Below are 18524 nucleotides of genomic sequence, written 5' to 3' on the forward strand. Positions count from 1 at the left end.
ACCGGCCGCCGCGAGCGAGCCTCAGCCCGTCGATTGCGAGTAGTTAAGGGAATATTTCCACTGCACGAAATCGTTGCCAAAGGCCTCAGCCCGGGCTGCGGAGAAATCCACCTGCTGGCCAAGATGCCCAAATAACTGCAGGCCCTCGCCGAGCAGTACCGGTACCTGGGTTACGCAGATTTCATCGTGCAAACCCGCATTGATGAACGAGGTAATGGTCGCGCCACCGTCGACATAGCCGTGTTGATAGCCACTGCTGCGCAGGTGCTCCACCAGTGCATCGAGCCCGGCGGGGAAAACCTGTACGTTGCCGACCAGTGATTCCGGCGCACGCTGCAGTGTCGTGCTCAACACGTAAATGGGCCGATCACTGTAGGGCCACTGCTCAGCGGTGAGATTAAAGCTCACCAATTTTTCCATGCAGCCGCGCCCCATGACCATACAGTCGACGGAGGCCAGATAATCAGTGAAACCATCGTCGCCCATGAATGCATCCGCAGGCCCTCGGACGGCGGCCCGGTCCAGCCATTCCACGCCGCCGTCCGGCGTCGCGATATATCCATCGACGCTGGCGGCAATAAACGCAGAGAATTTCACAGCCGCAGACCGCGGCCGCCAGACGCCTTATGCGGCGCCGGCGATAGCCTTGATCTCGAGGTAATCGGTGAAGCCATGGGCACCCCACTCGCGGCCATTACCCGACTGCTTGTAACCGCCGAAGGGGGTCATCAGGTCGCCAGACTGGCCATTGATGTTGATATTGCCGGCGCGAATCTTGCCCGCAACACTCATCACCTGATCCATGTCCTCACCCTGCACATACCCGGCCAGGCCATAGGGTGTGTCGTTGGCAATGGCAATGGCTTCGTCGAGTGAATCATAGGGCATGATGCACAGCACCGGGCCAAAGATTTCCTCGCGGGCAATGGTCATGTCGTTGTTCACATTGCTGAATACGGTGGGCTGCACGAAGTAACCCTTGTCGATACCCTCGGGGCGACCCACGCCGCCACAGGCCAGCACCGCACCTTCGTCGATACCCGCCTGAATCAGGCCCTGGATTTTGTTCCACTGCACTTCGCTGACCACCGGCCCCATGCTGGTGCCCTCGACGCGGGGGTCGCCAACCACAACCGTGGCGGCGGCATTGGCGGCAATAGCCGCGGCCTCTTCCATCTTCGCCCGGGGTACCAGCATGCGCGACGGCGCATTACAGGATTGCCCGGTGTTCTGGAACATGTGCATAACGCCGCGAGTGACCGCCTCTTCGAGGTTGACGTCGTCGAGCAGGATATTGGGCGACTTGCCGCCGAGTTCCTGGGTCACACGTTTAACGCTGGGAGCGGCGTTTTGTGCCACCAGTGAGCCCGCCCGGGTAGAACCGGTGAAGGACACCATTTCAATGAGCGGGTGCGAGGAGATGGCAGTGCCCACGCCGGCGCCGTCGCCGTTAATCATATTGAATACACCGGCAGGAACGCCCGCCTCGTGCATCACCTCAGCAAATATGTAGCCACACAGAGGCGCCACCTCGGAGGGTTTCAGCACCACAGTGCAACCCACGGCCAGTGCGGGCGCCACCTTGCAGGTAATCTGATTTATCGGCCAGTTCCAGGGGGTAATCATGCCGCACACGCCGATCGGCTCCTTAAAGACCCGGCTGTGGCCCGCCGCTTCCTCGAACTCAAAGGTTTTGAGGATTTCCATCGCCGTAGAGAGGTGGCCAATACCGGTGGCCGCCTGGGCTTGTACCGACAGGGCAGTGGGAGCGCCCATTTCTTCGGTAATGGCGTCGGCGATATCGTTGTAGCGCTTCTGGTAAACCTCGCAGATCGCACCCAACAGCTCCACCCGCTCCTCGCGACTGGTGCGGCTGAAGCTGGCGAACGCGGCATCAGCAGCCTTGGCAGCCTTGTCCACATCAGCGGCGGAGCCGATGGAAATCCGTGCGCACACTTCTTCGGTGGCGGGGTTGATAACATCCATCGACTTCGGCTCTACCGGGTCGACCCACTCGCCATTAATATAAAACTTGTCGTATTCGCGCATTCCAGAGCTCCTGTTATTCGGGTTATTCAACTATAGCAGCGGCACGCTGCATTGCTGTGACAAAAAGTTCATCCGGGCCGGTAGAGTAAGTCACCGTCAGCCGCGATGCGACCACTTTCCACGCGCCGTCAATGTTCTGACAGCGATTCGTGTATTCGCCCACCACCCGGCTCAACTCATCCGGAGCAGCATTCGGCTCTTCCGGCTCGCCATGCTTCCAGATGATGTGATCCGCGGTAAGGTAGGCCCGGCAAATCACCGCATCGCCATCGCGCTCAAAGCGATGATTGGCAATGATATGGCGAGTGATATCAAAGCCATTGATCACCGCCTTGATGCCGCTGACCCACTCATCTGCGGGCCACGGAACATTGGGGTCGCGGTCGTGGGCGCCGGTCTGGTAATCGATCATAACCTCGTCTGCAAAGCAGTTGCGCACCATAGCCCAGTTTTTGGTATCCACGCCTTCGGCATAGGCGTTATACACATCGATAATCGCCGCCCGTTCTTCCAGGCTTACGTCAGTTACTGTCATTGCGGTTTACTCGTGCTTGAGCACGGCCCCCTCTGTAATCGTAGTGGTGTTATCCACCACCATAGCTGCGCCATTCACTGAGCGCGACTCATCCGATGCCAGGAACAACACCATATTGGCGACATCAACAGGGTCACCCACCCACAGCCGGTCCATCTGGGCGGCGGCCTCCGGGTCATGTGCTTTCACCACATCGGACATGCGGCTAAGCATGGGTGTTTGCATATTGCCAGGGTGCACTGAGTTACACCGCACACCGTAGCCTTCCTGGGTCGATAGGCAGGCCACGGATTTTGTCATACCACGAATCGCGCTCTTGGAAGCGGCATAGGCAAAGATATTCGGCCCGCCTTGAATACTGGCTGTTGAGCACATATTGACGATCGAGCCGCCGCCGTTGGCTTTCATCAGCGCCAGGGCATGCTTGCAGCCAAAGAAGGTGCCATCCGTGCCCACGGCGTTGATCTTGCGCCACAGCGCCTCGGTGGTGTGTTCGATGCTGGCCAGCTCAACGACACCGGCGCAGTTAACCAGAACATCCAGGCTATCCATGGACTGCATCAGCGACTCCCACGCCGACTCACTGGTGACATCCAGATACTCAAATCGGGCATTGGGCAGTTGCGCAGCAGCGGCCATCCCAGCCTCGCGCGCCACATCCGTGAGTACCACCGAGGCCCCTTCTTCTGCCAATCGGCTGGCAGTAGCCAGACCCAGGCCCGATGCGGCACCGGTTACCAGTGCCACTTTTCCTGCTACGCGCCCCATAGTTTTTGTCCTTATGAATTCGAGAAGCCTTTGCTTGCTTTCACTCTGTCGAGTGATAACATCACAAAAACAGTCAGTTTGTACTGTTTATCATATTCAGAATAACAACACCCCGCAACCGGCGGAATTGGGAGAAAACGTGAACGACAAGGTGGAAAACTACGACGATGTGACCATGTATGGTCTCAGCAACCAGAAAATGGAAAAGCTGCTGCTGGAGCAGAACGAGTTGACCTTTATCTGGGCCAATAAACAGGGGCATCCGCTGGGCGTGACCATGAGCTATATCTGGCGCAACGGCCGTATCTGGTGCACCGCCACCGAACAGCGGGCCCGGATGAAAGCCCTGGCCCGTGACCCCCGCTGCAGCGTGGTGATTTCCAGCGCCGGCGTGGACGCCGAGATCAGTCAATCGATCACCTTCAAGGGCACCGCCAATCTGCACAAGGACCAGGAAACCAAGGACTGGTTCTACCCCGACTTTGCTCGCCACGCGAATAGCCCGGCACCCACACCTGAGGCCTTTGTTGAATTTCTGGACACCCCGATGCGCATTATCATCGAAGTGGTACCGGAGAAGACCATCAGCTTCGATGGCGGGGTCATGCAAAATGCCACTACCGAGGCCTTGAGCGCAGACTGAGCCCCTGGCCAGGTCCTGAGTGTCGTCTATTGTGCAGGCACCTCCGGACGAACAGACATATCCATCCGGATTTCAGACATAGGCCGGGCGACGGACGCTGACTACTATAGCGTCCGTCGTGTACAACAACCTATGGAAAACACCATGTCTGTATTCAAAATACTCGCCGGTATTGTATTGCTGGCACTTTCGTCAGTAACCATGGCCGGTGTCGACACCGAGCCCGATGCCAATGACGTCATTCTGGCCGGAAATGATTTGATGCGCATCGCGCGGAAACACGACCAAATCCTGTAACTGCAGCTTTTGCGGCACTTCGCTCTCGAAATGCAGCCAGGCTTCGCCACTGCCGATCAGGTGAAACGGAATGCGTCGTGAGCCCCCTGTATCGACAGCCCAGGTACCGCAAAACGTGCCGTTCACCTACACCTCTGCGCTCAATTCGAGGCATGTCAGCAACACACTCAGGGGATCGGGGTCGTCAAGATACATATGTGCTGGCCGCGCCTAGAGGTAACCGCGAGTCATGTCCAATGAGGCATGCCATAGGGTATCCGCCAAGGCCTCGTCGTGAAGGTAGCTATCTCCCTCCACGAGCGTGGCAGTGCAGTCTTCGAAATAGGCGCCATTCACACCCGCCACTTCCGGGTGCGCCGCAAGATACACCTGGGTGGCCGCGCCCTCCTCGACAGACTTGCCCACCACCGGGGCCAGGGAATCGTAAGCGCGCCGAAACCAGGCAGGATAACTTCTCGCAATGCTGGTACCCACCATACCCGGGTGCAGGGAATTGGACGTCGCAGAAGTGCCCTCAAACTGTTTCGCGAGCTGTAGCGAAAACAGCGCGTTGGCGAGTTTCGACTGTCCATATTTCTGCAGACGGCTAAGGCCTTTGTCTGTGTAAAGGCTGTCGAAATCAATACCGCCCGCGGGCGCCCGAAGATAGGCTGCGGCGCTGGACAGATGAATGACGCGCCCCGCGTCTGCCGCATGGACCAGGGGGAGGATACGATTAAGCAGAATAAAGTGGCCGAGATAATTCACGCGGAAAGTCTGTTCAATACCGCCGTCGAGCACAAACTCGGTATCGCCGCTAAAGCCTGCGTTGGCCACCACCATATCCAGCGGCCGATCCAATGACGCCAGGAACTGTGCACAGTCGGCCGCAGACTGAAAGTCCGACAGTTCAAGCACCGCCGGCGTTGTTTCCCCCGCCACACTCGCGCAGGCCAACTCCGCCTTCTCAAGTGTGCGACCGGTGCCAATCACATGAGCGCCACGAGCAGCGAGCACCCGCATGGTTTCCAGACCCAGGCCAGAGTTACACCCGGTAACCAGCGCTGTCTTGCCTGTGAGATTCAGGCCGCTGGCCACGGACTCGGCCGTGGCATCCCCTCTGAAACTGCCCACGGGAAAACGCCTGTCAGGCACCTTGCTATAACCGCCGCCATCGCACGCCACCAGACCAGTGGCAGCCGTCGCCACCCCCAGTTGCATAAAGGTTCTTCTGCCTATTCCCTGCATAGCTTTGCCCCGTCACGAATCAGCCCCGGCCACGTATGCGGCCTGAACACTACCAATATTAGAGCAGGTTAAAACCCACAGGTAAACTCCGCGCAATGGTCTGGCCACTGCCAAGCAATCTATGGAATTCAATTACGGACTGCTTAAGTCGACCAAAAAGAAAGCCCCTACCGCGAACGGCAGGGGCCTCAACTCACTCCAACGCTATTAGAACGACATGTTCAATTCGACACCGTAGTGGTCAGGCGGGCTGTACTGGCCAAACGTGCTGATGCCAATGGGGATCACCCGGGCATAGCGCTCGTCGCCACTGTTGCGGCCGTAAACACTGATGTGTGAAATGCTCACCCCAGTTCAGATCGACACTGGAACTGTGGAAACCACCGGCATCGACGAGACCACGCTCATCGTTATTGAGAATAGTGTGATACTCATCGCGCCAACGGTAGTTGTAGTGCAGACCTAACTCAATGGCGCCCATGGGCAGGTAGTAATCCAGCCCCACATTCAATGTAGATTCCGGCGCATTGCGCAACTCGAGGCCAGAGTTGTCTACCGGATTGCCCTCGGAATCAGACACGGTGAAATCGGAGAATTCCGCATCGATAAACCCGGTGTTCAGGAAGCCGCTGCGGCCGCGGGAAATCTGCGCGGTCAGTTCAAGTTCCAGGCCCGAGATTTCCACGTCTGCTGCGTTGTTTACGATCGTGGTCACGTTGCCGTCACCCAGATTGGTAATCATCTCTTCCTGTTTGTCCGTGTAGTCACTTTAGAAGGCGGTCGCGTTGAAACGCAGGCGGTTGTCAAACCACTCGCTTTTTAAGCCGATCTCGTAGGTATCCACATACTCGGGGCCGTAGGAATTCATGTCATCCACGTTCTGGGTACGAGCGAAGAAACCGCTGCTCTTGAAACCTCTGGCGAAAGAGCCAAACACCATCATGTCGTCGCTGATGTCATACAACAGCGCAATACGAGGAGAAAACTCTGTCCAGTCATCCTTGAAGTTCTGCGCCTGTCCGCCGGGCACAATTTCCATCGCGCTGCTATCGGGCAGGTTGAGCATGAAGTTCGGGGTACCGGTCGTAAGCTTGCGCTCTTCCTGGGTAATGCGGACACCCAGGTTCAGCATCAGTCGCTCGGTCAACTGCCAGTCCATGGAGGCAAACGCAGAATAGGCTTCGTTCTCACCAGTGCCGTCCAGTTGGCTGGACACCGCGCCAGGCCAAAGACCACCCTCGGGACCAAAGCCAATGCCCAGGTAGTACCACATGTCGAAGGATTCCTGGAACTGATCGCATTACGAGTTCCAGTAGTAGAGACCCGCGATGAGACTAATATTCTCGGTCAGATCGCTGTTAATGCGCAGCTCCTGACTGAATTGCTCATACTTCTGCTCAGCGAGCACGGTCAGAAACTTTACCTGTGCCGCGTCATACTCTACTCGGAAATCTTCGGGCCGCTCAATATAGCCGGTAATCGAGGTCAGAATCCAATCGCCGATCGTCCAGTTGGCAGTCAGGTTGTAGAACTCGTTGGTCACATCCTAGGATTTCGGTGCATTCTGCGGTGAGTGATCCTCATCGCTGTCTACGTCCAGTTCCTCACAGCCACTCCCAAAGGGCGCGCCAATGGCTTCCGGGGGAATACCGGCAGGCGGCACACCGCCGACTGAAATCAGGCAGGCAAATCAGCGAAGCTGTTAAACTTCGACCAGGCACCCACATCGGACTCATCATCAATCCGCTCGGCGGTGAACGAAACATCGAAATTCTCAGTGAACTCATAGGAAATCTTGGCGCCGTATTGCGTGCAGCCCTGGGCACCGAGGTCACCGTCGTAGACAGTCGCCTCCATGTAGCCATCATGCTGGCTGGCGCTGGCATACAGTTTCAGGCCGCCGTTCTCGCCCAGCGGCGTGTTCAACAAGCCGCGCAACTCGCGTAAATCCCAGCTGCCACCGGTTAGCTGAACCTTGCCACCCCACTCGCCGGTGGGAGCGCTGCGCACAATGTTGAGTGCACCTGCCATTGTGTTTTTACCGAACAGTGTTCCCTAGGGACCCCGCAGAACTTCAATACGTTCCATATCAAAGTTGTGCAGCAGGCCGCCAGCCACAACACCCATGTACATGCCATCAAGAACGACGCCAGCGGGCGGATCGACACTCTTGTCAGTCTCCTGGAAGCTGTTACCGCGAATAGAAATGGACGCGCCACTATTGTCGGCAATACGGTCAATGTTGACGTTCGGGGCATAGTTTTCGACATCCCGGACGGACCTGACCGTCGAGCGATTCAAATCTTTGGTAAGCGAGTTCACTGTCACGGGAACGTCCTGCATCGACTCCTCCCGGTTCCGGGCGGTGACGATCACCTCCTCCAGTGCAACGCGTTCCGACTGGGCAATGGCCTGGGGTGCGGTTACACCCGAGGCGGCCACAGCACAGGCCAGAACAGTTTTAAGCATACATCGTTGTTTCACCGGTTCGTCACCTCTTATCGTTGCGCTTGCAAACGCTCTTGGTGCCGCAAAAAAACACCGAAACCTTCCCTGGTTATTGCTTGGAGAGATCGGCTGTCAAAATCAGGAATCGCCCCCAGGTACTGTGCCGTCGTAAGAGGCTTTGGAAATCGCATCGCCATCGAACTTCAACGCCATTTCCGGAATCAGTTCGATAATCACCCGCAGCGGCGTATCAAGATGCTGCATGGCCGCCTCGGGCGTGGGGGCCGGATACGGCGAAATAATGTCGGCCATGGCCGGATAGAACCAATCCTTGGTGGCCTGGTCTTCATGGAGCACCACCCTGCCCTTATAGGTGATCTGCTTGCCGGGCCCCATATCGGTGCCCATGCTCGTGATCACTACCGACGCACGCGGATCGCGCTGTAACGCCTTAATACGGGGGCGCTGTTTGGTTGCCGTCAGCCAGATCGATCCGTCCCTGGCCACATAGTTCATGATCACGCCCATGCCGTGACCTTCCTTGTTCGTCCAGATGAAGTTGCACTCAACCTGCTTGCGCAAAAGCTCCTGCTCGCGCTCCTCTGACAATTTGTAAAGTGTGACGTCTTCGTAGCCCTGCACAATGGCCTCCCGTTAAAAACGTGGTAAATGACCGGTCTGCTGACCGCCCGCCAGATCGAGGATCTGGCCATTGATAAATCCGGAACGTGCGCCGTCCGCGAAGAACAATGCCGCCTCGGCCATGTCATTGAGGGTGCCCATACGCCCTGCCGGCGTCTCGGCAACGTGGGCTGCAATAATCGGCTCCACTTCGAACAATGGCCCGGTCATGTCAGTTTCGATCAAGCCGGCCGCAATGGAGTTGAAACGAATTTTCTGCCCCTGGTACTCCTGAGCAGCCACCTTGATGGCGTAGTCGATACCCGCGCGGGCACCCGAATACACAGACAGAGTCGGGCCGGGAAGTCGCGCGGTCAGCGATGACACCACCATGACAGAGCCGCCTTCAGACATAACCGCGGCAGCATGCTTGAAGAACAGCAGTGCGCCGATAAAACTCACTTCCAGTGTCGGTCGCGCGTCTTCAGCAGTGAGTTCGGCAATCAGTACTGAGGAATACACCCCGGCAGAAAATACCGCGATGTCGACACTGCCATAGGTGTTGATCGCGCTGGAAAACAAGGCTTTGATCTGCGCCTCGTCCGTGACATCACACGCCACTGCGAGGCCGCCGATCTCATTGGCCAGCGCCTCCAAGGGCTCGCGGCGGCGCGCAGAGACAACCACGTTGGCGCCCTCGCTGGCCAGCTTGCGTGCAATCGCTACGCCAATGTTTTCTTCGCCGGAAGCGCCGACAATGACGGCGGTTTTTCCTGTCAGACTAACCATTGTGTTTCCCTGTTTTTATAGTTCTGAATGCACGTGACCACCATCGACGACTAGCGACGTCCCGGTCATGTGCGAGCCTGCATCAGAGGCCAGCAATAGCAGCGGCCCGAACAGCTCTTCAATTTCGCCCGCGCGCTGCTGAGGAATGCGCGACTTAAGCTGCGCGCCCTCTGCACTGGCCAGCCAGTCACTGGTAATCTCCGTGGCAAAGTAGCCAGGGCACAGCGCATTGACGCGAATATTGTGCTGCGCAAGCTCCAGTGCCGCGGCGCGAGTGAATTGCACCACCCCGGCTTTGGCCGCAGCATAACTGGTGAGAAAACTCTGCACGCGAATCGAGAGAATCGAGGCGATATTGACAATACTTCCTGCAACATCAGCCGCGACCATACGCGCTGCGCAGGCTTTGGTGACATAGGCAACGCTACTGAGATTGGTGTTGATCAGCTTATCCCAGGTCTCATCTTCCATATGCAGTAGCGGCTGGGGCATGCTGATACCGGCATTGTTGATCACCACAGTGATCGTGCCAAATTCTGCTTCAGCGGCATCCAGCGCCGCGTCAATGGAAACTCGGTCCGTGACATCCATAGCCACCGCCATCGCCTTGCCACCCGCGTCGATAATGGCGTCGCGAGCCTCCTCGAGCCGATCGATACGACGTGCCGCGAGCACCACGCNCGCGCCCGCCGCCGATAGCGCGTCTGCAAACTCGCGCCCAAATCCGCTGGACGCGCCTGTGACCAGCGCAACCTTGCCATGCAGTGAAAACGGCGCGAGCAACGCCTGAGCGCGCGCGTCCAACTCAGTCGTCAATGTACTTGCTCAGCGTTTGATGAAAATGGCGGATACGCACTTCCTGGTAGTTGGCGAGCACCACTTCACCGGTGCGTAGGTTGTGCAGCCCCTTCTGGACCATCTTCAGGTTGGAGAAGTCCTGGTCAAATACCTTGCCCAGACCACCTTCCATACCTTCGGCCTCAGAGAACAGCTGATCTTTGTCCAGGCGCTGCACAGGCACGTCATCCGGGCGCGGCTGATCTTCCGGGTAGCGCATCAGGAAAATGATTTCCATCGTGCACATATCGTGGCGATCACCATAGGGCTTCATGCGGTAGGTGAGATTGGGCTGAAAACCCGCCCAGGGCGCAAAGTTTGGGAACAGCGAGTAAAGAATCGAATCCATAATCTCGCTCTGGGTACTGAAAGCCCCCACATCGACGCCGTACTGTTCGCCAAACATTTTGAAATAAAAGTCAGCAAGGTATTCCCGCGCGCTCATCCCTTCGGGGACTTCAAGCGTCTCGTCCTCAGGTAGCGCCATTGCATGGTGCAACCATTCGTTGACCGTCTGGTTCGGAGGAATGTTTTCAAGGTGAGGACTGACAACGCCCATAGGCGAAATCGTGCGGCTGACATTGTCGCCCCAGATATCGTACTGGGAGTTGGAATCGCCCAGATACGTCATGATTTGCGGGTGCGTAGCCACCGTGTGGTAGGACTCAATAAACGCTTCCCAGGCGAGTTTCCAGTTGCACTCAATGACTTTCTCGATGTGCAGCGCCTTGAACGTATTCTCCGGGGTCCAACGCTCAAAGTGTTGCGGTAAAATACCCATGTAGCTCTGCAGGGATTCCGCCTGCAAATCCATGTTGATAAACACCCAACCACCCCAGATATCCACCAGCACCTCAGGCAGAGAGAATTCCTCTTCCTTGATGTGCGGGAAATCCCATTGACAGGGCGCCCCGAGGAAATCGCCTTCCAGACTCCAACGGAAACCGTGGAAGGGGCATTTAAATTCACGCGCAGTGCCGGACTCCACACTCCGCAGGGCTCTGCCCCGGTGCAGGCAGGCATTGTGATATCCCTTGATGGCGCCACTTTCGGTGCGGGTGACAACAATCGAATAGCGCGCGATATCGTAGGTAAAGAAATCACCAGGGCGACCGATTTCAGTTTCCCGGCACACGGCCTGCCAGGTGCGATTCCACATGTGCTCCACTTCCTTGTCGTGAAATTCGCGACTCAGGTAGCGCTCTGTGGGAATATTCTCTGAACCAAGAAAGATGTCGGTACTCTCGCGCAACGCATCAGGCACCGGATTGGTCTCTTTATCCAGCATCTCCTGATAGGTTTCACCATCGGAGCGAATCACTTCGCGCCCGTCTGCCAGTTCAATCGTTCTGCTCATATCACTAACCTCTTAACGCTGCAGAATGGTGACGGCGCTGATGCCGGGCGCGCCGTATACGTGGGTGTATCCGAGCCTGGGCTCACCGGGCACCTGGTGGTCACCAGCCTGATGGCGCAACTGCAATACCGTTTCATAGACCTGGCGCAGCCCTGAGGCACCAATCGGCTCGCCGTTGGCCAGACATCCGCCGTCAGTGTTCACCGGCATGGAACCACCGATATGCGTTGCGCCCGACTGAATCAGGTGCTGCTGTTCGCCGTGTTCACAAAAGCCATTCTCTGCCATATGCATGATTTCAGCGCCGGATTCCGTGTCCTGCAATTGCATGACATTAATGTCCTTTGGCCCGACACCGGCCATTTCGAAGGCGGCCTTGGCGGCGTCGTAGGTTGGCCCCTCTGCTTCTACCAGCGCCTGGCTGGGCGCAAATACTTCGAAGGAGCCGTAGCGGCGTGACTTGAGCACCGCCGACTTCAGATAGATGGGGGTGTCGGTGTACAGGTGGGCCTTGTCTGCGTGACACAGCACAAGGGCAACACCGCCCTCAGCGGGCGCACAGAACATGTACTTGGTGAGAGGGTCGTTCACCATCATTGAGTTGGCGATCTCCTCAACCGGCACCGGCTGGCGCCGCCAGGCATTGGGGTTGAGTGAACCATTAATGAAAGCCTTTTCCGCTACCTTGGCCAGGGTGTCTTTGCTGATGCCGAACTGGTGCATGTATTTTTGTATTTTCATGGCGAAGAACTGCGTGGTCAGCATCATGCCCACCTCGCCGTACCACTGCCCCAGTCCCAGCGCTGCCGGGTCTGCGTCAAAAGCGCCCCGATCGTGTTTATCAAAACCGGTCACCAGCCCCAGATCGAACAGGCCTGATTTAATCGTGTTGTAAGCCGAAATGAGTGAGCTACCACCGGTGGCACAGCCGTTTGCCACATTCATAAACGGGATACCCGTCAGACCCAGTTCATTGCTGAGCGCGTCTGCGTTGCCCGAGCTGGCGCTGCCACCAAACGCGAACTGGATATCCTTCCATTCAATCCCTGCATCCTTGAGCGCGGCGCGGGCGGCCACAGCCCCCTGCTGCATACCACTCAGGGCGGGTGTGCGTCCGAACGGGTGAATCCCGATACCAACAATTGCTACATCCATGTCCATATCAGTTGTCCTGCACCGGCTTGAAGAAGAAACTCACAACCTCATCGCCGTTTTCGTCTTTGCGGAATGTGTCGAACACCACTTCCATCTCCATACCGATTTCCAGCTTGGCCGGGTCGTTCTCCGTCAGGCGACCTTCCACCCGCACACCGCCAGGCAATTCCACGTAACCGACACCGTAAGGCGTAAAGGTCTCCATAGTTTCGCCGCTGTTGTAAGGGGGTTTGGGCATGAACTGCTGAATAGTCCAGGTCCACAATGTGCCGCGGCGCGGCAACTCTTCACGCACGACCTCCTGGCTACCGCAGGCCATGCAGGAATCGCCCGCAGGGAACTGCGCAATACCACAGTTTTTACAGCGGCTGCCAAGCAGCGCGGGGTTTTCCGATGGCCAGGTGAACAGGCCCTCGGCAATGGCAACTCGATTCATCATAAAGTGAGGTCTTGCATCCAGTTGGCGTGAAATCCATTGGGCACGCGGCCCGGTATGTGCACCTTGGCAACCGGACCAGCAGCCACATTGCCCGCCTGGATAATGCTCAGGAACGGACCTTCGCCGGGGTTGTGCACATAACACATCAGCCAGCCATCCTCTTCGCGATCGCTGTCCGGGTTAGGCACATGCACGGGTTCACCGGCATTGGCCTCGGGACCGTACTCCCACAGTGCCACTTCACCGGTCTCGAAATCGAAACTGCCAGTACAGTTATAACCGTGGGCATCACCCCAGTCCCTGTTCGTACATGTGGCAAAACCGAGACGATAGTCCTTGCCCATAAGGCGCTCATCAATGCGCGAGAATTCGCAGAAGACATCGGAGAACTGTTCATTGGTCACAGCGCTGCTCTTGGGATCTAGCGTCATGCGGTACATGCGTCGCGGCTGCTTCTCCACGCCGGTGCCCTGTGCCTGTGTAAAGGGAATGGAGTTAATCCACACATAGTCGATAACAATCTTGCCGTCGCGTTCAAAACCATTGCAGAAGTGCCAGCTAAAGAACGCCTCAGTTTCAAAGGTCATCTGTGGGCTGACACCGTCGCGAGGAATGACGATAATTTTGGTGCCCAGTTCCGGCTGCCATTCAAACGGATCCTCGCCGCGCATGGCTTTCTCCACACTGTGGAACGCGGGCGCATAGAAGATCACAATGAAGTTCTGGGTGATTTGCAGGTCGTGGATGATGCCCTTGCGTGGGAACTCCACCTGGATGCTCTGCTTGTGGCGCGCATGCTTGTCAAAGACCTGAACCGTGTAGTTCGGGCTGTCCCAGCGCTGAGTACAGGAGACCAGATCGCCACTGTCGGGACAAATTTTCGGGTGCGCCGTCAGCGCATCGCCGGGCTGCAGGGCGCCGTCGTAATCGAACAGGCCCACCGTCGATAAGTCGTTATTCAGCAGGTGCGGAAAACCGCCCTCCCACATCGCCAGCAGTTTTCCACCGTGATAAAGCACATTGGTGTTGGCTGTGTTTCTGACCGGACTGGGCTCACCGCCCGCCTCAATCACTTCCGGGGGCACCTCCAGCAGCTTACCGACGCTACCGTAAATGGTGCGCCCGAACTGACGCTCGGTTTTCAAGTGGCTGGTTTCCACCCAGCGGTTCTTGTACTTGACGTGACCGTCTTTAAAGTACACCGCATGCACCATGCCATCGCCGTCAAGCGGGTAGACATAGTGATTGGGCTGAAAGGCGACATTGGCGCCGTCGCGCATAAAGGCGCCGCGCAGTTTCTTGGGAATCTCACCCTCAACGCGCAGCTCTGCCTCGGCGAGGTCTCGTTCCTCGCTGACAGGTGCATAATTACCCTGCAAATAGGGAAAGGCACTCAAATCCATAACGCTACCCCTTCTTATGACTATGTTGGCAATCAACGGATTGCTCGAAATACTAGCAGCACCCAAATGATAAAAACAGTCTCGTTTGTTTCTTTTTTCGAAAAAGCGGTCTACAGTCACACACAACCGGGAGAACAGCATGAATAACATTGGGGATCAGCTGGCGCTGCAGGGCCTGATGGGCGCTTATGTCGACGCCGCCAACCGCCGTGACAGCGATGCATGGGCGGCCACCTGGGCTGAGGATGGCGTCTGGTGCCTGATGGGCATGGACGTTGAGGGCCGCCAGGCAATGGTCGAGCTTTGGCAACAGGTCATGGCGGGCTTTGAATTCGCCATACTCATGCCCTGCTCGCACCAGTTTGTTATCGATGGCGACCGCGCGACCGGCCACTGGTATCTGCAGGAATTCACCCGCGACCTCGAAGGACAGTCCATGCAGGCCCTGAGCCGCTATGACGACGATTACGTCCGCCAGGACGGGCGATGGTATTACCAGCGCCGCAGCTACCAGTTCCTGTACCAGGGCAGCGGCGACCTGAACGGGGAGTACACTCCGCTACCGTGAAGCCTGAGCAAAAGCAGTCAGACCTGATTGTTTTATCGAATAGCTTCTGCTAGCGTCTTACGCATCCGCACGATAACGCAATAACACTCCGGAGAACGGCATGACTGTACTGGTAGCTGGCACTGTAGATATCCTCGATGGCGACCGCGACAAGGCCCTCGCCGCTTCCGCGGCACTGATGGCAGAAACCCGCAGTCAGCCCGGCTGCAGGCACTATGTGTGGGCCGCCGACCCCACCTCTGAAACGCGGGTCCATGTGTACGAGAACTGGGAGAGCTCAGAGGCTCTCAATGCCCATCTTGCAGGTCCCTATTATCTGCAGATGTTGGGCATTCTCGGGGAGTTCAACGTGGTAAATACAGAGGTATTGAAGTTCCGCAGCGATCTCGAGGAGCCCGTGTACGACCCTGAAGGCCGTCCGCGCGGCGACTTCTTCACTGCCTGATTCGAGCACGACGATGACCCAGAAAGACGTTAAAACCTACTGCCGTTTCTGCCACGCCTACTGCCCCATGGTGGCGACGGTAAAGGACGATCGCCTGATTGCCCTCGCACCGGACACAGACAATGAGATTTACGGTGGCTATACCTGCGTAAAGGGCCGCCAGATGCTCGAGCAGATCTATCAACCCGAGCGCTTTGAACACTCCCAGAAGCGCGCCAGCGACGGCTCACTTTCCCCTATCGCCAGCACAGACGCTCTGGACGAAATCGCGACACAGCTGAGCGATATTCTGGCCAAGTACGGCCCCCGCGCTATCGCGAGTTACAACGGCACCTACTCATTTCAGAACTCCGCGGCCCACTCGGTAGCACGTGCATTTCACGGGGCCATCGAATCGCCCTCCTACTACACCAGCGTTACCATCGACCAGCCCGCCAAAGTGGCCATTGCCCCCGCTCGCATGGGTGTGTGGACAGCGGGCAATCACATGTGGAGCGATTCAGATGTCTCTCTGGTGATCGGCAATAACACCCTCATTTCACACTTCTCTGTGCCCGGCGGCGTCCCTTCGTTCAGCCCCGCCAACGCCCTGCGCGAAGGCCGCAAGCGAGGCCTGAAACTGATTGTGATCGACCCCCGCGAATCCGAGGTCGCCAAGCGGGCTGACCTGCACCTGCAGATCAAGCCCGGTCAGGATGCCGCGCTGCTGGCCTGCATGATTCAGATCATTATTCGTGAGGGCCTTTATGACCAGGCATTCTGCGAGGAACACACGCGTAGCTTCGATACCCTGGACGAGGCCACCCAGCCATTCACACCAGAAAAAGTCGCGGCTGCGGCAGGCATACCTGAAGCGCAAATTTACGAGGCGGCACGTATCTTTGGACGCGGCCCACGCGGTTCTGCTGCCACAGGTACCGGCCCGGAGATGGGTCCCCACCCCAACCTGATGCAGCATTTGTCGCTTTGTCTGAATGCCATTTGCGGCCGCCACACTCGCGCTGGCGAGCGCATGCCCAACACGGGCGTACTGACTCCCGAGGCCCCGGTGTTCGCCCAGGCCATGCCGCCTCAGCCACAGTGGCTGCAGGAAGGTGAGCGCAGTCGCGTCGTCGATGACGTCTATGAAACCACCGTGCTATCCCCTTACGGCCCTCTCAATGAAATGCCCACGGGCCTGATGGCGGATGAAATCCTCGAGCCTGGCGACGGCAAAATCCGCGCACTCATCTGTGTCGGCGGCAACCCGGCGCTGGCCTGCCCCGACCAGGAAAAAATGCACCGCGCTCTCGCCGATCTGGACCTGCTGGTGTGCGTGGACATCAAGGAGTCCGCCACCGCACAACTGGCCGACTACATTCTCGCGCCCAAGGTTTGCTTGGAACGCGAGGATGTCACCCTTCTCACCGATATCTGGCATGACAAACCCTACAGCCAATATACCCAGGCAGTGGTTCCCGCTCGTGGCGATGAGGTCGAAGAGTGGCAGGTGTTCTGGGAACTGGCCAAACGCATGGGCGTGACACTGGAACTGAATGGCGAACCGGTCGATATGGAGACCCTGCCACCCAAGCTCGACCTGTTGCGCAGCATGACACGCGGATCGCGGGTACCCATCGACGAGATCGCTGCGCGCGAGGGCGGTCATGTGTATGACCTGGCGGACGTGATCGCCGAGCCGGCGGATCCGGCGACAAAGGGTCACCTGGAACTGTTCCCAGAAGGACTGGGCGATGAACTGGCAACGGCGTATGCCGATATGGATGCGAACAACAGCGATTACCCGCTGCTGCTCGTCAGCCGGCGCATGAAGTACACCCACAATTCCACCGGCCCGGAACTCAGCCTGCTGCGCGCCAAGAACAGCTATAACCCGACCTTTATGCACTCGGACGATCTGGAGGCACTGGGCCTGGAGGATGGCGACGAGATCAGCGTTGCCTCGCGCCACGGCGACATCCCTGGCATTGTGCATCGCAGTGACGATATCAAGCCCGGCGTAGTCTCCATGTCACACAGTTGGGGCGGCAACCCCGACCCTGAGCACAACGTGGATACACAGTTTCGCAACATGGGCAGTAACACCAATCGACTCATCGACAACCTGCACGAGATTGAACGTTACTCGGCCATGCCGCGGCTGAGCAGTATCCCGGTATCGATTACGAAACGCGCGCCCTAAAGTGGGCGCGATGCGCTACAATAGTGTCCCGCTCGCAGGGTACAAACAGGCGAGACGTTTTGCACGTAAACGGAGAGGACATGGAAAAGGCTAAGGGCGACGCCGCAACAGGCCAGGATATCAGCTGGCAGGCACAAAAAAGTGCGATGACCAGGGACCGCATTCTCGATGCGGCCATCAATTGCTTCATCGGCCTGGGGTACACCAATGTCACTACCGCCAAAGTCGCCAGCGCGGCCGGCGTGTCGCGCGGTGCCATGCTGCATCACTTCCCCTCCAAGACAGAACTCATCCAGGCCGCGGTCGAATACCTGCACCAGCAGTTACTGGAAGACTACAGCAGTCGCGTGCGCAAAATTCCCGCCACAGCCAAGGGCCAGAAACGCCGTCGCGCCGGTATTGACGCCTACTGGCAATACCTGACGGGCGACCTGTTCACTGCCTATCACGAACTGTGTGTGGCCGGCCGTACAGACGCAGAACTGAAGGAAATTCTGGAAGAATCCACGCGTCGGTTCGATCAACACGTTGCCGAGAGCAACTCTGAATTATTCAGCGAGTGGAATGACCACGGCGAACGTTTCCTGATTGCCATGGACCTGACCAAATTCCTGATGGAAGGCATGGCTGTTGGGCAGATTGTCAGCAATCGCGACAAGCGTGTTAAACGCATGCTGGATTACCTGGCAGATCGCCTGGAAGAAATTTTCCAGGAGGGCGAATCAGGCGCTATCGGCCGCCACTCGGCCAAAAACAACTAA

At 57.5% G+C, this 18524-nt stretch carries 21 protein-coding genes and 1 pseudogene; 5 read left to right on the plus strand and 17 right to left on the minus strand.

Going from position 1 to position 18524, the window contains the following annotated elements:
* Positions 1 to 21 precede the first annotated feature (21 nt).
* The 4 genes from A3709_RS03185 to A3709_RS03200 are packed head-to-tail and all read right to left on the minus strand — an operon-like array spanning position 22 to position 3352.
* Complete coding sequence (locus A3709_RS03185) at positions 22 to 597, minus strand: dihydrofolate reductase family protein (protein ID WP_066049979.1); 576 nt, start codon at positions 595 to 597, stop codon at positions 22 to 24.
* A 27-nt stretch (positions 598 to 624) separates the two neighbouring features.
* A complete protein-coding gene (locus tag A3709_RS03190; RefSeq protein ID WP_066049982.1) occupies positions 625 to 2049 on the minus strand; it encodes an aldehyde dehydrogenase family protein in 1425 nt (474 codons plus the stop codon).
* A gap of 22 nt (positions 2050 to 2071) precedes the next feature.
* Positions 2072 to 2584, minus strand: coding sequence for a nuclear transport factor 2 family protein (locus A3709_RS03195; protein WP_066049984.1), 513 nt, complete (start codon positions 2582 to 2584; stop codon positions 2072 to 2074).
* 6 nt (positions 2585 to 2590) lie between these two features.
* A complete protein-coding gene (locus tag A3709_RS03200) occupies positions 2591 to 3352 on the minus strand; it encodes an SDR family oxidoreductase (RefSeq protein ID WP_066049986.1) in 762 nt (253 codons plus the stop codon).
* 139 nt (positions 3353 to 3491) lie between these two features.
* Between A3709_RS03200 and A3709_RS03205 the strand changes: the two genes are divergently transcribed.
* Positions 3492 to 3995 (plus strand): pyridoxamine 5'-phosphate oxidase family protein, encoded by a 504-nt coding sequence (locus A3709_RS03205; RefSeq protein WP_066049989.1) that lies wholly within the window; start codon positions 3492 to 3494, stop codon positions 3993 to 3995.
* A gap of 192 nt (positions 3996 to 4187) precedes the next feature.
* On the opposite strand, the gene A3709_RS03210 is transcribed toward A3709_RS03205, so the two are convergent.
* The 13 genes and pseudogenes from A3709_RS03210 to A3709_RS03275 all read right to left on the minus strand — a co-directional run bounded on the left by A3709_RS03210 (position 4188) and on the right by A3709_RS03275 (position 14568).
* Entirely contained in the window at positions 4188 to 4418 is a 231-nt protein-coding gene (locus tag A3709_RS03210; protein WP_066049992.1) for a cupin domain-containing protein, read from the minus strand.
* Positions 4419 to 4502: 84 nt separating this feature from the next.
* The gene (locus A3709_RS03215) at positions 4503 to 5492 is read right to left on the minus strand and encodes an SDR family NAD(P)-dependent oxidoreductase (RefSeq protein WP_231871090.1); all 990 of its coding nucleotides are present in this window, start codon (positions 5490 to 5492) and stop codon (positions 4503 to 4505) included.
* A 268-nt stretch (positions 5493 to 5760) separates the two neighbouring features.
* A pseudogene (locus tag A3709_RS24420) lies at positions 5761 to 6792 on the minus strand (TonB-dependent receptor).
* 27 nt (positions 6793 to 6819) lie between these two features.
* The gene (locus A3709_RS03230) at positions 6820 to 7062 is read right to left on the minus strand and encodes a hypothetical protein (protein ID WP_066050002.1); all 243 of its coding nucleotides are present in this window, start codon (positions 7060 to 7062) and stop codon (positions 6820 to 6822) included.
* Positions 7063 to 7196: 134 nt separating this feature from the next.
* Positions 7197 to 7550 (minus strand): hypothetical protein, encoded by a 354-nt coding sequence (locus A3709_RS03235; RefSeq protein ID WP_066050005.1) that lies wholly within the window; start codon positions 7548 to 7550, stop codon positions 7197 to 7199.
* Between the two features lie 24 nt (positions 7551 to 7574).
* Positions 7575 to 7988 carry a TonB-dependent receptor plug domain-containing protein gene (locus A3709_RS03240; RefSeq protein WP_066050008.1) on the minus strand — a complete coding sequence of 138 codons (414 nt, stop codon included), beginning with the start codon at positions 7986 to 7988 and terminating at the stop codon, positions 7575 to 7577.
* Positions 7989 to 8105: 117 nt separating this feature from the next.
* On the minus strand, positions 8106 to 8609 hold the full coding sequence (locus A3709_RS03245) for a pyridoxamine 5'-phosphate oxidase family protein (RefSeq protein ID WP_066050011.1): 504 nt from the start codon (positions 8607 to 8609) through the stop codon (positions 8106 to 8108).
* Positions 8610 to 8621: 12 nt separating this feature from the next.
* Positions 8622 to 9377, minus strand: a complete 756-nt coding sequence (locus A3709_RS03250) for an SDR family NAD(P)-dependent oxidoreductase (protein ID WP_066050014.1) — start codon at positions 9375 to 9377, stop codon at positions 8622 to 8624.
* A gap of 15 nt (positions 9378 to 9392) precedes the next feature.
* Entirely contained in the window at positions 9393 to 10193 is an 801-nt protein-coding gene (locus tag A3709_RS03255) for an SDR family NAD(P)-dependent oxidoreductase (protein WP_231871091.1), read from the minus strand.
* Positions 10183 to 11571, minus strand: coding sequence for an SRPBCC family protein (locus tag A3709_RS03260; RefSeq protein WP_066050017.1), 1389 nt, complete (start codon positions 11569 to 11571; stop codon positions 10183 to 10185). The genes A3709_RS03255 and A3709_RS03260 overlap by 11 nt, the downstream gene beginning before the upstream one ends.
* Before the next feature lie 12 nt (positions 11572 to 11583).
* Positions 11584 to 12732 carry a thiolase family protein gene (locus A3709_RS03265; RefSeq protein ID WP_231871092.1) on the minus strand — a complete coding sequence of 383 codons (1149 nt, stop codon included), beginning with the start codon at positions 12730 to 12732 and terminating at the stop codon, positions 11584 to 11586.
* A gap of 1 nt (position 12733) precedes the next feature.
* On the minus strand, positions 12734 to 13165 hold the full coding sequence (locus A3709_RS03270) for a Zn-ribbon domain-containing OB-fold protein (RefSeq protein WP_066050021.1): 432 nt from the start codon (positions 13163 to 13165) through the stop codon (positions 12734 to 12736).
* Positions 13162 to 14568 (minus strand): carotenoid oxygenase family protein, encoded by a 1407-nt coding sequence (locus A3709_RS03275; protein WP_066050026.1) that lies wholly within the window; start codon positions 14566 to 14568, stop codon positions 13162 to 13164. The genes A3709_RS03270 and A3709_RS03275 overlap by 4 nt, the downstream gene beginning before the upstream one ends.
* Positions 14569 to 14707: 139 nt before the next feature.
* Between A3709_RS03275 and A3709_RS03280 the strand changes: the two genes are divergently transcribed.
* From A3709_RS03280 to A3709_RS03295, 4 genes are all read left to right on the plus strand, one after another.
* On the plus strand, positions 14708 to 15136 hold the full coding sequence (locus A3709_RS03280; protein WP_066050028.1) for a nuclear transport factor 2 family protein: 429 nt from the start codon (positions 14708 to 14710) through the stop codon (positions 15134 to 15136).
* A 100-nt stretch (positions 15137 to 15236) separates the two neighbouring features.
* Positions 15237 to 15581, plus strand: coding sequence for a putative quinol monooxygenase (locus A3709_RS03285; RefSeq protein ID WP_066050031.1), 345 nt, complete (start codon positions 15237 to 15239; stop codon positions 15579 to 15581).
* A gap of 13 nt (positions 15582 to 15594) precedes the next feature.
* On the plus strand, positions 15595 to 17763 hold the full coding sequence (locus A3709_RS03290) for a molybdopterin-dependent oxidoreductase (protein ID WP_082849854.1): 2169 nt from the start codon (positions 15595 to 15597) through the stop codon (positions 17761 to 17763).
* 80 nt (positions 17764 to 17843) lie between these two features.
* Positions 17844 to 18524, plus strand: coding sequence for a TetR/AcrR family transcriptional regulator (locus A3709_RS03295; RefSeq protein WP_066050034.1), 681 nt, complete (start codon positions 17844 to 17846; stop codon positions 18522 to 18524).

Origin of the sequence: Halioglobus sp. HI00S01, from assembly GCF_001635445.1 — a bacterium.
GTDB classification, from domain to species: Bacteria; Pseudomonadota; Gammaproteobacteria; order Pseudomonadales; family Halieaceae; genus Halioglobus; species Halioglobus japonicus.

Bases quoted from the DNA above. Each gene is read 5' to 3' on its own strand.
- A3709_RS03190 (WP_066049982.1), bottom strand. From the start codon at position 2,049: ATGCGCGAATACGACAAGTTTTATATTAATGGCGAGTGGGTCGACCCG.
- A3709_RS03195 (WP_066049984.1), bottom strand. From the start codon at position 2,584: ATGACAGTAACTGACGTAAGCCTGGAAGAACGGGCGGCGATTATCGAT.
- A3709_RS03200 (WP_066049986.1), bottom strand. From the start codon at position 3,352: ATGGGGCGCGTAGCAGGAAAAGTGGCACTGGTAACCGGTGCCGCATCG.
- A3709_RS03215 (WP_231871090.1), bottom strand. From the start codon at position 5,492: ATGCAACTGGGGGTGGCGACGGCTGCCACTGGTCTGGTGGCGTGCGAT.
- A3709_RS03235 (WP_066050005.1), bottom strand. From the start codon at position 7,550: ATGGCAGGTGCACTCAACATTGTGCGCAGCGCTCCCACCGGCGAGTGG.
- A3709_RS03240 (WP_066050008.1), bottom strand. From the start codon at position 7,988: ATGCTTAAAACTGTTCTGGCCTGTGCTGTGGCCGCCTCGGGTGTAACC.
- A3709_RS03250 (WP_066050014.1), bottom strand. From the start codon at position 9,377: ATGGTTAGTCTGACAGGAAAAACCGCCGTCATTGTCGGCGCTTCCGGC.
- A3709_RS03260 (WP_066050017.1), bottom strand. From the start codon at position 11,571: ATGAGCAGAACGATTGAACTGGCAGACGGGCGCGAAGTGATTCGCTCC.
- A3709_RS03265 (WP_231871092.1), bottom strand. From the start codon at position 12,732: ATGGACATGGATGTAGCAATTGTTGGTATCGGGATTCACCCGTTCGGA.
- A3709_RS03270 (WP_066050021.1), bottom strand. From the start codon at position 13,165: ATGATGAATCGAGTTGCCATTGCCGAGGGCCTGTTCACCTGGCCATCG.
- A3709_RS03275 (WP_066050026.1), bottom strand. From the start codon at position 14,568: ATGGATTTGAGTGCCTTTCCCTATTTGCAGGGTAATTATGCACCTGTC.
- A3709_RS03280 (WP_066050028.1), top strand. From the start codon at position 14,708: ATGAATAACATTGGGGATCAGCTGGCGCTGCAGGGCCTGATGGGCGCT.
- A3709_RS03285 (WP_066050031.1), top strand. From the start codon at position 15,237: ATGACTGTACTGGTAGCTGGCACTGTAGATATCCTCGATGGCGACCGC.
- A3709_RS03290 (WP_082849854.1), top strand. From the start codon at position 15,595: ATGACCCAGAAAGACGTTAAAACCTACTGCCGTTTCTGCCACGCCTAC.
- A3709_RS03295 (WP_066050034.1), top strand. From the start codon at position 17,844: ATGGAAAAGGCTAAGGGCGACGCCGCAACAGGCCAGGATATCAGCTGG.